This is a genomic window from Aerophototrophica crusticola (assembly GCF_012913305.1).
GTDB classification, from domain to species: Bacteria; Pseudomonadota; Alphaproteobacteria; order Azospirillales; family Azospirillaceae; genus Niveispirillum; species Niveispirillum crusticola.
Genome location: NZ_CP051775.1, coordinates 276,309 through 289,971, shown reverse-complemented (window position 1 = coordinate 289,971; position 13,663 = coordinate 276,309). Strand labels below are relative to the sequence as shown.

Sequence of the window (13,663 nt, the reverse complement as noted above, 5' to 3'; positions counted from 1 at the left end):
CCAACCTGCCCCCTCTCCCCACCGGGGAGAGGGTTGGGGTGAGGGGGTGCTACGGCGACGGGCTCACACCGGCGCCGTCGCCTGCTCCAGCCATGCCGCCGTCTCCGCATCCAGGCCGGGGGAGAGTTCGGCGCGGACGCGGGCGTGGTAGGCGTTCAGCCAGTCGCGCTCGGCCGGGGTTAGCAGGTCCGGTTCCACCAGCCGGCGGTCGATGGGGCAGAGGGTCAGGGTCTCGAAGCGCAGCATGGGGCGTTCCCCGCCCGGGATGGGGTCGGCGGGCTGGACCAGGATCAGGTTCTCGATCCGGATGCCATAGGCGCCGGTCTTGTAGTAGCCGGGCTCGTTGGACAGGATCATGCCGGGCAACAAGGGGACGGTGTTCGGCATCTTGGCGATGCGCGCCGGGCCTTCATGCACCGAGAGGAAGCTGCCCACCCCGTGGCCGGTGCCATGGTCATAGTCCAGGCCGGCCCGCCACAGCGGTTCCCGCGCCAGCACGTCCAACTGGCTGCCGGTGGTGCCCTTGGGGAAGACGGCGGTGGACAGGGCGATGTGGCCCTTCAGCACCAGGGTGAAGTGGCGCCGCATCTCTGCCGAAGGCGTGCCGACGGCCATGGTGCGGGTGATGTCGGTGGTGCCGTCCAGGTACTGGCCGCCGCTGTCCAGCAGGAAGATGCTGTCCAGCTCGATCTTCCGGTTGGTCTTGGGGCTGGCGCGGTAATGGACCACGGCGCCGTTGGGGCCGGCGCCTGAGATGGTCTCGAAGCTCTGCCCCTGGAAGTGCTGCACCTCCCGCCGCAGGGCCAGGAGCTGCTCGGCGGCGCCGATCTCATCCAGGCCGCCCCGCGGCGCCTCCCGGTCCAGCCAAGCGAGGAAGCGGCTGACCGCCACCCCGTCGCGGCGGTGGGCGGCGCGGGCGCCTTCCATCTCCACCGGGTTCTTGCAGGCCTTGGGCATGACGCAGGGGTCCCCCTCCCGCTCCACCTGGGCGCCGGCCTCATGCAGCCGGTCGAAGACCCAGACGGCCGCCGTGGACGGGTCCACACGGACGCGGGCCTTGGCGGCGCCCAGCGCGTCCAGCGCGGCGCCCAGCTCCTCCGGCGCGCGGATGGCGACCTGGTTGCCCAGATGCTCCTCCAAGGCCGGGGCCAGCTTGCGCCGGTCCACGAACCAGTCCACGTCGCCGTCATCGCGGATGGTGGCGAAGGACAGGGGCAGCGGGGTGCAGGGCACGTCCGCCCCGCGGATGTTCAGCAGCCAGGCGATGCTGTCCGGCTGGGTCAGCACGGCGGCCTGGGTGTTGGCCTTGCGCAGCTCCTCCGCCACCTCGGCCCGCTTTTCCATGCCGGACTTGCCGGTGAACTGGATGGGGTGGGCGCGGACGACGCCCAGGGGGGCCGGCGGCTGGTCGTGCCAGACGGCATCCACCGGGTTCCCCTCCACCGCCAGCAGCTCCGCGCCGACGCGGGCCAGGCAGTTGCGCATACGCTCCACCCAACCCACCGTGTGCAGCCAGGGGTCGAAGCCCAGCTTCTGCCCGGCGGCCATGGATGCCGCGGCCCAGTCGCCCTGGAAGTCGTCGGTCAGGCTGCGGATCTCGAACAGCCTCTCATCCACCTCCTGCCGGACCTGCAGGGTGTAGCGGCCGTCCACGAAGATGGCGGCCCGGTCCCGCAGGACCACCACCGCGCCGGCCGAGCCGGTGAAGCCGCTGACATAGGCCATTCGGTTGGCGCGCAGGGGCACGTATTCCCCCTGGTGCTCGTCGGCGCGGGGGATGACGAAGCCGTCCAGCCCGCGGCGGTGCAGCTCGGCCCGCAGGGCGGCCAGCCGGGCGGCGTGGTCGCCCACCTCTGGCAGGTCGGGGCGCGGGGTGGCGGCGCGCAGGGCCCTGAGCTGGGCGGCCAGCCCGTCACCCAGGCGCGGCCCCACCAGGGCCAGCCAGGCATCCGCATCCTCCCCGTCCGGGGCGGCGTTGACGCCGGCGATCAGGTCGCGCACCTGGGCCGCGGTGAGGGCGACCCCCTCGGCACGGAGCAGGCGGTCAAGCTCGGCATCGCCACGGTAGCTGGCGGCAAGGACGGGTTCCACGGGCGGCACTCTCGGCGGCTGGATGGGACATTGCGGCGCAGGCTAGAGCGGCGGCGGACAGGGTGCAAGCGCCGCCCGCGCCGACAGGGGGGAACAAGGCCGGCGCCGCGGCGAACCCCCGCGGAGTCGGCCCCAGGGGCAGGCAGGCCGCCCGGGCAAGGTCCGAAACCTGTGGCAGCAAAGCCGCTTGGCACGACATAAAGATGGGACCGCCGTGAGAATTCGTCATGGCTATGGTCCGACAGGAAAATGAAACCCTAGTGTTTCCACAGCCTTGTGACAGATGATCAGGTCGGGGCTACCCCTTATGGCGGACCCTACACCATCGGCCGATCCACTTTGACGGTCTTGTTGCACCGCACCGCCTGTCATAGCTCAGATCGGCTACATGCCCACTGCGGCATTGCGGACACAGTTATTGTCGAATTGGCCCGTCTTCACAGTCTTCGTCAAATTTCGGGGTTTTCGTCTGTGCCTTTCCCGGCACATCGCCCGTTGTTGGCGGTCGATGCCAGTTCGCGACGGTCCGCCGTGCAAGACGGTGGGCGAGGGAGTTAGGAGGAAGTGATGAAGAACATGCGCCCGGTGATGGCGGTTTCGGCCGTTGCCCTGCTGTCAATGGCTGCCCCGGTTGCGGCCAATGCCCAGGACATGGCGTCCGGCCCCTATGTGGGCATCCAGGGCGGTTATACCTGGACCCAGGACGTGGAAGCCGAGAACGGCCTGTTCCGTAACGAGATCGAGTACGACAACGGCTTCACCGGCATCCTGGAGGGCGGCTACCGCCTGGGTGCCGGCCTGCGCGCCGGCCTGGAAGTGGGCTGGACCCGCAACGTGGTCGGCGACATCGCCGGTGGCCCGGTCGGCCGCGCCGGCGGCGAGGGCCGCACCAACGCCTACACCTTCATGGGCGTGGTCGGCTATGAGCTGAACCCCATCGGCCCGCTGCGCCCCTGGGTCAGCGCCGGCGTCGGCGTGGCCCGCCTGTCCTTCCAGAGCGTCGGCGACATGTTCGCCCCCGGCGCCCGGCTGGACGACAAGGACAACGCCGTCGCCTGGCAGGTTGGTGCCGGCGTGGCCTATGCCGTCACCCCGAACCTGGACCTGACCGTGGGTTACCGGTTCCTGGACACCGGCATCGTCCGCATGAACGACGCGGCCGGCAACCGGGTGAGCTTCGACTACCAGAACCACTCGGCCCTGGTGGGCGTCCGCTACACCTTCGGCGCGCCGCCGGCCCCGCCGCCGCAGCCCGAGCCCACCCCGGCCCCGGTCGTGGCGCCCGAGCCCGCCCCGGCCCCGCCGCCGGCCCCGGCCATCAGCCGCAACTTCACCGTCTTCTTCGACTGGAACCAGGCGACGCTGACGGCCGACGCGGAGCAGGTGCTGCGCAACGTGGCCCGCGACGCCCAGGCCGGCCGCATCTCGGCGGTGCAGGTGACCGGCTATACCGACACGTCGGGCACGCCGGCCTACAACCAGAAGCTCTCCGAGCGCCGCGCCCAGGCGGTCCGGGACTTCCTGACCAGCCAGGGCCTGACCAGCGACCAGATCACCACGGCCGGCCGTGGCGAGACGGAGCTGCTGGTCCCGACCGCGGACGGGGTGCGCGAGCCCTCCAACCGCCGGTCCGTCATCATCTTCCCGGAAGGCTCGCCCGCGAGCTGACCGATACGCCAGTCATGAGAGAGAACCTGGCCCGCGGGGAAACCCGCGGGCCTTTTTCTTTGGGGGGTGCCCCGGCGCACCCTCACCAGTGTCGAGACCCTGGGCATTGAGGACTTTTTGCTTCCCCCGCGCAGGCGGGGGTCCACGGTTCTTCAACCAGGGTGAGGGCACACAAGGGGTCAAAAACTGTGGGCCCCCGCCTTCGCGGGGACGCAGTAGAGATTGTTGCAGGCGATCAGCAATAAACCGGCGGGTCTGGCCGGAAGCCGGGATGGCGGTCGGATTGGCTTGAGCCAGGAAGGCCCCTCACCCCTTCATGACCAACGTCGACCAATCCCCCAACCTGAACCGGCGGACCAGGCGCAAGCCCTGGGTGCGGTGGGCGTTGATGACCAGGGGTTCCTGGTGGTGCAGTAGGCCGGAGAAGATTGCGGTGCCGCCGGGCACCAAGTGGCGGCGCAGGTCGGGGGCCATGCGGGCCAGGGGGCGGGCCAGGATGTTGGCGACGATCAGGTCGAACTTGCCGAACTCCCGCACGGCCTTGGCGGCGTAGCCGTTGGCGGCGTGCAGGCTGACCAGCTTGTGCACGCGGTTCAGCACCGCATTCTCCTGCGCGATCTCGATGGACAGGGCGTCGATGTCCACCCCCACCACGGGGATGTGGCGCAGCTTGGCCAGGGCGAAGGCCAGGATGCCGCTGCCGCAGCCCATGTCCAGGGCGTTGCGGAAGCCGCCCACCTTGCACAACTCGGAGATGGCGCGCAGGCAGCCCTGGGTCGTCGCGTGCTCACCGGAACCGAAGGCCATGGCGGCCTCGATCTGCAAGCCGATCTTGCCCTTAGGCACCGGCTTCTTGTGGTGGCTGCCATGGATGAAGAAGCGGCCGGCCGTGATGGGCGGGAAGCTGAGGTAGGTCTTGGTCACCCAGTCGATGGGCGGCAGCGGTTCCTTGGTCAGCTCCGGCTCGGGGATGCCCTGGGCTGCGGCCAGGACGGCCAGCTTCATGGCGATGCGGGCGGTGTCGGGCTCGGTGTAGCTGGTGCCCTCGATCAGCCACTGGCCGCCTTCCTGCAGCTCGAAGGTGGAGACGGCGTCCAGGTGCGGCTCCACCACGTCCGCGAACAGCGGCACCAGCCGCTCCGGCACCTCGAACGCGATCCGCCACATGCCCTGCATCGACCCATCCTCCAGCTTGATGGGCGGAGTTCTAGACGGACGGGGACGGTGGGGCAACAGGGCTTGGCGGATGGACGAGGCGGTCGGGCGGGTGGAGGAGGTACGGCCGGGGACACGGACGGCACGGATGCCGCTGCGCGGCCACGGATGACACGGACTCGCTGTGGGATGGCAGTGCCTGGCCTTCACCCGCGGCGCAGCCGCAATCCTTCTGATACCGGTTCGATCAAGCGCGAGCAGGCTACGTTTTGATACCGGATGCTTATTGCGGCTTCGCCGCGCAGGGTCCCAAGGAGGGCTGAACGGCCAAAGAGGCACCATCCGTGTTTGTCCGTGGCCGCGAAGCGGCATCCGTGCCGTCCGTGTCCCCCGGCCGTGACGCCACCCCAAGCGGGACCGTTTCGATCGCACAACAAAAAGGGGCGGACCCGTAAAGGCCCGCCCCCTCCAAACTCAAGCCGCCGGACTTATGCCTTCTTGTCCAGCAGCTTCTCGATCTGGTCCATGGTGTCGTTCATGCGCTTGATCAGGGCCTGGTAGGGCACCGGGGTGGCCAGGTCCACGCCGCGCTGCTTCAGCAGCTGGTACGGGTAGACGGAGCCGCCGGCGCGCAGCACGTCCAGGTAGTTCTCCCGCGCCTTTTCCCCGCCCTTCTCCACCTGGTCGGCGAAGTAGGCGGCGGCCGCGATGCTGGTGGCGTACTGGTAGACATAGAAGGGCCGGTAGAAGTGGCTGACCATCTGCCACTCCGCGCAATAGGCCGGGTCGATCTTCATCACGCCCTGCGCGTCGCCATGGTAGCGCTTCAGCAGGTCGCAGTAGATCTCCGTCATCTTCTTGCCGGACAGGGCCTCGCCGCGCTCCATGGCGTCATGGGTGGCCAGCTCGAACTCCGCGAACATGGTCTGGCGGAAGAAGGTGCCGCGCAGCGTGTCCAGCAGGTGGCCCAGGTAGAAGACCTGTTCCTCCTTGCTGCGGGCGTTCTCCACCATGTGGTCGGCCAGCAGCATCTCGTTCACGGTGGAGGCGACCTCCGCCACGAACAGGCTGTAGTCCGCCGTCTCGAAGGGCTGGTTCTTGTCGGCCAGCTTGGTGTGCAGCCCGTGGCCCCATTCATGGGTGAAGGTGCTGACGCTGTCGAACGTGTCCTGGTGGTTCAGGAAGACGAAGGGGTGCACGCCATAGACGCTGGTCTGGTAGGCGCCGGGGCGCTTGCCCTCTGCCGGGTAGACATGCATCCAGCGGCCCTTCAGCGCGTCCTCGAGCATCTGGCCGTATTCGGGCCCCAGCGGCTTGGTGGAGGCGAGGGTGAGGGCCTTGGCCTCCTCGATCCCGAACTTGCGGTCGATGGACACCAGGGTCGGGTAGATGTCGTAGTAATGCAGGTCCGGCAGGTTCAGCAGCCGCTGGCGCAGCTTCAGGTACCGGTGCAGGGTCGGCAGGGCCTTGTTCGCCTCTGCCACCAGGGTGCGGTAGACCTCCTCCGGGATGTCGTTCTGGGCCAGGGAGGCGCCCACCGCGCTCTTGTAGTTCCGCAGCTTGGCCATGGCGACGCCGGCCTGGATGCGGTTGGAGAGCAGGCTGCCGTTGGTGTTGGTGTACTGGGCGTACTTCTTCCAGAAGGTGTCGAAGGCCATCTTGCGCACAGCCCGGTCCGGGTCGTCGCGCAGGCGGCTGTAGCCGATCTGGTTCAGCTTCACCTCCTTGCCGTCCGGCAGCTTCACCGACGGCCAGTCGATGTCGGAGGAGGTGAGGAGCTGGTTGGTGGTGCCGGCGTTGTACATGGCCGGGCCCACGGCGGCCAGGGCGGCCTCCGTGTCCTGGGACAGGGTGTGCGGCTTTTCCCGGATGGCGTCGCGCAGGGCGAAGGCGTGCTTGGCCAGGCCCTTGTCCGCCTTGATGAAGCTTTCGACCTTGGCGTCGCCGATGGCCTGGATCTCCGGCGACAGCCAGGCGACGGCGGAACCGATGTCGGCGCCGAGCTGGCGGACCAGGTTGGACCGCTCCTGGGCCTTGGTGTCACGGGCGTCGGTGCTGAACTGGGTGGAGGCGTAGACGGACAGCCGCTCCATCCGCTGGCGCACGGCGGAGATGGCATCCAGCGCCGCCCGCATGCTGGCGGCATCCTTGCCCAGCGTGCCCTTCAGGGCGGCCAGCTTCGGCACCTCGGCCGCGATGGCCTTGCGCTCGGCCTCCCAGTCGGCCTCGGTCTTGAACAGGGTGGTCAGGTCCCAGACATGCGCCGGGTCGGCCTGGGGCGCCGCGGCGGCGGGCTTGGCATCCTGCGCGCTGGCGGCCAACGGGGCGAAGGCCCCCAGCAGCGCGACGGCGGCGGCCCCGAACAGACGGGCGCGGAAAGCGGTGGTGGTCATCGTGTCCTGTCTCGTTCCCAAGTTATGTTCCCTCTCCCTGGGGAGAGGGTGCGCCGTCGGCGGGGGGCCGATGCCGTCTTCTGCTCCCGGCACCCCCTCACCCCGGCCCTCTCCCCGGTGGGGAGAGGGGGGATTGACCGTCCCCGTCAGTTCAGCAGCTTCTCCATCTCGTCCATGATGGCGTCCATGCGCTTGACCAGGGCCTGGTAGGGGGCGGGGCTGGCCATGTCCAGGCCGGACTGCTTCAACAGGTCGTAGGGGTATTGGGAGCCGCCGGCGCGCAGCACGTTCAGGTAGGTCTCCCGCTCCTTCTCGCCGCCCTTGCTGATCTGGGTGGCGAAGTAGATGCCGGCGGAGATGCTGGTGGCATACTGGTAGACGTAGAACGGCCGGTAGAAGTGGCTGATATAGGCCCATTCCGAGCAGTATTTCGGGTCGATCTTCATCACGCCCTGCGCGTCGCCATGGTAGCGCTTCAGCAGGTCGCAATAGATCTCGGTCATCTTGGCGCCCGACAGCGCCTCACCCCGCTGCACGGCGTCATGGGTGGCCAGCTCGAACTCCGCGAACATGGTCTGGCGGAAGAAGGTGGCGCGCAGCCCCTCCAGCGCCTGGCCCAGGTAGAAGAGCTTCTCCTCCTTCGACTTGGCGTTGGCCACCATGTAGTCGGACAGGAACATCTCGTTCGCGGTGCTGGCGATTTCCGCCAGGAACAGGCTGTAGCCCGACGTCTCATAGGGCTGGGCCTTGTTGGCCAGGTGGCTGTGCATGCCATGGCCCCATTCGTGGGCGAAGGTGGTCAGCCCGTCATAATCATCCTTGTGGTTCAGGAAGATGTAGGGCTGGCCGCCCCAGACGCCCCAATGGTAGGCGCCGCTGTCTTTCCCTTCCCCGGGGTAGACATGCATGGTCCGCTGGTTCACCAGGGTCGCCAGATCGTCCACATAGGCGTTGCCCAGGGGCTTCACCGCCGCCAGGGTCAGGGTCTTGCTGTCCTCGATGCCGAACTTCTTGTCCAGCCGGACCAGGGCCGGATAGATGTCGTAATAATGCAGGTCCGGCAGGCCCAGCATCTTCTGCCGCAGCTTGAAATAGCGGTGCAGGGTGGGCAGGCCCTTGTTCGCCTCCGCCACCAGGGTGCGGTAGACGGATTCGGGGATGTTGTTGGCCGCGAGGGACGCCGCCACGGCGCTGGGATAGTTGCGCAGCTTGGCGTCGATCACGCCCGCGTTCACCGTGGCCGCCAGGGTGCCGCCATAGGTGTTGGCGAACTGGCCGTAGGTGGTCCAGAAGGCATCGAAGGCTGCCTTGCGGGTGTTGCGGTCCGGGTGCTGGCGCAGGCCCTGGTAGCCGGTCTGGTTGACCGTCTTCTTCCCGGCGTCGGGAACCTCCACCTCCGGCCACTTGATGTCCGCGTTGGACAGGACGGAGTGGATGTTGCCCATGGAGCCGATCACCGGCCCGAAGGCCGCCACCGCCGCCTCCGCTTCCTTGGTCAGGGTGTGGGGCTTGCGGCGCAGGATGTCACGCAGGCCGAAGGCGTGGTTCTTCAGGCCCGGCTCGGCCTTGATGAAGCTTTCCACCTTCTCGGCGCCCAGGTCCTGGATGGTGGGGGCCAGCCAGGCGGTGTTGGAGCCCAGCTCACCCTGGAGGGCCTGGGCCAGGGTCCAGCGTTCCTGCCCCTTGGCGTCGCGGGTGTTGGTGGAGTAGCCGAAGTAGGCGTAGACGGCCACCTTCTCCGCCACTCTGTTGGCAGCGCTGATCTGGTCCAGGGCGGCGGCCATGGACTTGGCGTCCTTGCCGATGCTGTCCTTCAGGGTGGCGAGCTTCGGCGCGTCGGCGATCACCTGCTTGCGCGCGGCATCCCACTCCGCGTCGGACTTGAACAGGCTGGTCAGGTCCCAGACGTACTTCTGGTCCACCGGCTTCTGCGCCGCGGCGGCCGGGGCCGCCTGCTGCGCCTGGGCCGAAAGGGGGCGGCCGCGGCGGCCAGCGCGATGAAGGCCGCACCCAACAGGTGCCGGCGGAAGGAATTTTTGCGTGCCATGTCCCTGAACCCCATGCCGTTTCTTGGCCCGGGGACACCCCCGTGCCGGCTTGGCGCGACTGTAGCGCAGGGCACGAGGGGACGTGAGGCGGGATTTGTAAATAGGGCGTTACGGCCCCCCTCACCCCGCCTGGTCCGCCGGCACCACGAAGCTGTCCATCACCTTCTTGGTGCCGGCCACGTCGAAGCGGATCTCCAGCTTGTCGTTCTCCACCGCCAGCACGGCGCCGTAGCCGAATTTCTGGTGGAAGACGCGGTCGCCGGGGTTGAAGGCGCGGCCCGGGCGGCTGCGGGGGGTGACGTCGTAGGCCGTGCCCTCGATCAGGCGGCCGCGCTGGGGGCCTGGGCGGCGGCGCGGCCCATGCGGTTGAACTTCTCCCCGAAGGCCGCCTGGGGCCCGCTGGACCAGCCGCCCGCGGCGAAGCCGCCGCCGAAGCTGCCGCGGCCGGCCATGTCGCGGAAACTGCCATAGGCGCTGCCGCCGATGCCGGGGTCGTTCTGCACCTCGATATGCTCCGGCGGCAGCTCCTCCACGAAGCGGGAGGGGATGGCCGTGGACCAGGAGCCGTGGATGCGCCGGTTGGCGGCGTGGCTGATGGTGACCAGCCGCTTGCCCCTTGTGATGCCCACGTAAGCCAGGCGCCGCTCCTCCTCCAGCCCGGCGATGCCGTTCTCATCCAAGGTGCGCTGGCTGGGGAAGACCCCCTCCTCCCAGCCCGGCAGGAAGACCACGTCGAACTCCAGACCCTTGGCCCCGTGCAGGGTCATGAGGGAGATCTGCTCCGCGCCGGCTGAGTCCGCGTTCTCCATGACCAGGGAAACGTGCTCGAGGAACCCGGTCAGGTTCTCGAACTCGCCCATGGCGTTGATCAGCTCCTTCAGGTTTTCCAACCGGCCGGGGGCCTCCGGCGTCTTGTCCTCCTGCCACATGCGGGTGTAGCCGCTCTCGTCCAGGATGGTCTGGGCCAGCTCCGTGTGCGGCACCCGGTCCATCTGGGAGCGCCAGCGGAACATGTCCTGGGTCAGGTCGCGCAGGGTGGCGCGCACCTTGGGCTTCAGCTCGTCCGTCTCGGTCAGGCGCCAGGTGGCCTCCGTCAGGGGCACGCCCAGGCGGCGGGACGTCTCATAGAGCTGCTGCACCGTGGCGGGGCCGATGCCGCGCTTGGGCACGTTGATGATGCGCTCGAACGCAAGGTCATCGTCGGGGCTGGCGATGACGCGGAGGTAGGCCAGGGCGTCCCGGATTTCCTGCCGCTCATAGAAGCGGGGGCCGCCGATCACCTTGTAGGGCAGGCCGAGAGTGATGAACCGCTCCTCGAACTCGCGGGTCTGGAAGCCGGCGCGGACCAGCACCGCCATGTGGGCGAGGGAGATTCCCTTGCGCTGCAGGGATTCCACCTCATCCCCGATCCAGCGCGCCTCCTCCTCCGCGTCCCAGACGCCGCGGACGCGGACCTTCTCCCCCCCGTCCATCTCCGTCCAGAGCTGCTTGCCCAGGCGGCCCTGGTTGTTGGCGATGATGCCATGGGCGGCGCCGAGGATGTGGGAGGTGGAGCGATAGTTCTGCTCCAGCCGGATCACCTGGGCGCCTGGGAAATCATGCTCGAAGCGCAGGATGTTGCCCACCTCCGCCCCGCGCCAGCCGTAGATCGAATTGTGGGTGACGATGCCGTTGGCGATGAAGTTGTGGGTGCGCTCCACGTCCAGGTCATGGACTGTCGTGCCGCTGGACACCAGCTCCACCGACCGGACCACGGCAAGGCTCCCGTCGGCCCGGAACATGGACATGCCCCGCCGGACGGAGGCGGCGGGCAGCATGGGCAAGCTGCTGCGCGCCTTGGCCTTCGCCTCGACGACCACCTCTCCGTCGCCCTCGCCGGCCTCGGTACCCTCCCCCGCCCCGAAACGGGCGTACTGCACCAGGTCCACGTCGCCGTGGAAGGCGTCGCGGATGCGGTCGGCGATGCCCATCAGGGCCCCAAGGTCGGCCATGGCCGTCTCGTACCGCCAGCCAGGGTTGCCCTTCTTCACCGGGCGGACCGACATGCCGATCCCCATCAGGGCCTCGGCGTCGGCATAGTCGCTGCCGATGACGGAGATGCGGTGCAGCGGCCGCCCGCCCCGGTTCTCCCCGCACAGGGTGACGGTCACGTTGCGGCGGCGGCCGGTGTGGGACTGGGGCCGGTAATGGGGGAAGGCGCGGTCCAGGCCGAAATCGGCCAGCAGCCGTTCCCCCGCCTCTTCCGTCGGCCGTTCCCGGTACAGCCGGTCCAGCCACTTCTGGTCATGCACCAGCCCCTTGGTGGAGCCGCCGGGCCGGGCCACGAAGGGGAAGGTGGGGATGCCATAGTCCAGGGACAGGGCGTATTCCCGGAAGCGCGCCTCGTTCTCGCTGTCGTGGGTCTCCAGAATCCACAGGGCGTCCGCATGCTCCCCCCGGCAGCGCAACTCGAAACCGAGGACCGGCTGAGCCTGGCCCTTGGTGTAGGTCTGGGAGGTGCCGACGCGGAAGCCGAAGCCCCGCTTCCACATCAGGTAGGTGAAGTGGAGCTGGGGCGCCGTGCCCAGCCGGTAGCCGGCGAAGTGCCGGTGCTCCGGCGTGCTGGTGAGGGTCGTGCCGTCCTCCAGCGTCACCCGCACCAGGGGGCCATCATGCCGCTTGGCGTGGACCCGCAGCACGCGGGACGGCCCGAACCGGCCGCCGCCCTGGGCGGAAAGGACCAAGTCCCCCTCCCGCACCTGCTCCACCGGCCGGGTGGAACCATCTGCCAGGGTGACCGGGGTCCCGGCGGCGACGCACTGGTCGTCGTCGCCCACGCAGCAGATGTTCTTGTGCGCTTGGGCCAGAAGGCGGAGCCACAGATACTGCCCCACGTTGGTGTCCTGGTACTCGTCCACCAGGATGTAGCGGAAGCGGTTCTGGTACTCCTTCAGCACGTCGTCGTGGGTCTGGAACAGGGTGATGTTGTGCAGCAGCAGGTCGCCGAAGTCGCAGGCGTTCAGGGTGCGCAGGCGGTCCTGGTACTGGCGGTAGATGTCCAGCAGCTTGCCGTTGGCCACGTCGCCCGTGTCCTCCCGCTTCAGCCGGTCAGGCGTCAGGGCGCGGTCCTTCCAGCGCTCGATGGCGTTCAGGATGACCCGGGCGGGCCACTTCTTCGAATCGATGTTCTCCGCCTCCAGGATCTGCTTCAGCAGGCGGATCTGGTCGTCCGTGTCCAGGATGGTGAAGTTGGGCTTCAGGCCCACCAGCTCCGCATGGCGGCGCAGGATGCGGGCGGCGAGGGCGTGGAAGGTGCCCATCCACCAGCCCTCCGACTGGCCGCCTAGCAAATTGTCCACCCGGTCGCGCATCTCCCGCGCGGCCTTGTTGGTGAAGGTGACGGTGAGCACCTGCCAGGGGTTGGCCCGGCGGGTCAGCAGCAAATGGGCCAGCCGGGTGGTCAGCACCCGGGTCTTGCCGGTGCCGGCCCCCGCCAGCACCAGGACGGGGCCGTCCAGCGCCTCCACCGCCGCGCGCTGCATGGGGTTCAGGCCCTGCAGGTAGGGCAGGTGGGCCGGGGCGGGGTACGCCGGGGCGGGGCCTTTGCCGCCGGGGCCGGCGGGCGGGGGGAGAACAGGTCGGTCATGGTGAGAACATATATAGCACGGGGAGCGCCTGAGTCTTCCCCTCGCGGGCGACATGGCCTTATGTCCGTGGCCGGTGATCGCGGCCGATCACCGGCCCCCAGCGGCATGGAGCTATGCCCCGTGCCGCTGGGTTAACTGGTCCCTATCGCTTGCGTGGGCGTTGCGGTCCGGCGCAAGGGGTGGAAAGATGGGGTTATCGAGGTCCGGAGGTCTGTCGTGATGTCCCTGCAGTTGAACGATCCCAAGATGCTGGAGGCGATCGGTATCCTGGCGAACGTGCTGGACGACATCACCGGGCCGGAGCGGCTGGAATGCCTGATGGCGGCCAACGCCCTGCGGCAGGTGGTGGAGACCAAGTCCGAGTCCGCCCTGACCTTCGCCCAGCAGGCCTTCGAGTCCCTGGAGCCGGACGTGCGCCGGCGCATCCACACCGACGCCACCGAGACGGCCATCAAGGTGATGGAGCGGGCCAACCGCCGCACCAACCCCCGCCTGTCCCGCCCGGCCGGCAAGCCCAGCGGCGGCGGCATCCTGGACGCCCTGAACACGGGCGGGCTGAAGACCGAGCGGAAGTGGTGAGGGCGTCCTCTTCCCGCGGCTTTTCCGGTGATTAAAAGGTGGATGCCTCCCCCGCCTTCGCGGGGGAAGCACATTTCCCCTAAATTGAAGGACTGAGCGACGC

General features: G+C 68.6%; 6 protein-coding genes and 2 pseudogenes. 2 read left to right on the top strand and 6 right to left on the bottom strand.

All coding sequences use genetic code 11. The features are described 5' to 3' along the window. Positions 1-63 precede the first annotated feature (63 nt). Positions 64-2,091, bottom strand: coding sequence for an aminopeptidase P family protein (locus tag HHL28_RS01390; RefSeq protein WP_075770969.1), 2,028 nt, complete (start codon positions 2,089-2,091; stop codon positions 64-66). A gap of 567 nt (positions 2,092-2,658) precedes the next feature. Between HHL28_RS01390 and HHL28_RS01385 the strand changes: the two genes are divergently transcribed. Further along, positions 2,659-3,759, top strand: coding sequence for an OmpA family protein (locus HHL28_RS01385; RefSeq protein WP_404326223.1), 1,101 nt, complete (start codon positions 2,659-2,661; stop codon positions 3,757-3,759). 306 nt (positions 3,760-4,065) lie between these two features. Here HHL28_RS01385 and HHL28_RS01380 read toward each other — a convergent pair whose 3' ends face one another. The 5 genes and pseudogenes from HHL28_RS01380 to HHL28_RS19075 all read right to left on the bottom strand — a co-directional run. Further along, positions 4,066-4,935: a 50S ribosomal protein L11 methyltransferase gene (locus tag HHL28_RS01380; protein WP_075770968.1), complete on the bottom strand. Its 870-nt coding sequence runs from the start codon at positions 4,933-4,935 to the stop codon at positions 4,066-4,068. A 467-nt stretch (positions 4,936-5,402) separates the two neighbouring features. Continuing rightward, positions 5,403-7,307, bottom strand: coding sequence for an oligoendopeptidase F (gene pepF / locus HHL28_RS01375; protein WP_075770967.1), 1,905 nt, complete (start codon positions 7,305-7,307; stop codon positions 5,403-5,405). Between the two features lie 146 nt (positions 7,308-7,453). After that, the gene (gene pepF / locus HHL28_RS01370; RefSeq protein WP_169654563.1) at positions 7,454-9,229 is read right to left on the bottom strand and encodes an oligoendopeptidase F; all 1,776 of its coding nucleotides are present in this window, start codon (positions 9,227-9,229) and stop codon (positions 7,454-7,456) included. Positions 9,230-9,675: 446 nt separating this feature from the next. After that, positions 9,676-11,973: pseudogene (locus HHL28_RS19080) on the bottom strand (3'-5' exonuclease); the annotation flags it as partial. Positions 11,974-12,147: 174 nt separating this feature from the next. Further along, positions 12,148-13,035: pseudogene (locus tag HHL28_RS19075) on the bottom strand (ATP-dependent helicase); the annotation flags it as partial. Between the two features lie 165 nt (positions 13,036-13,200). Here HHL28_RS19075 and HHL28_RS01355 point away from each other — a divergent pair. Beyond that, positions 13,201-13,560: a hypothetical protein gene (locus tag HHL28_RS01355; RefSeq protein ID WP_075770966.1), complete on the top strand. Its 360-nt coding sequence runs from the start codon at positions 13,201-13,203 to the stop codon at positions 13,558-13,560. Positions 13,561-13,663: the final 103 nt, after the last annotated feature.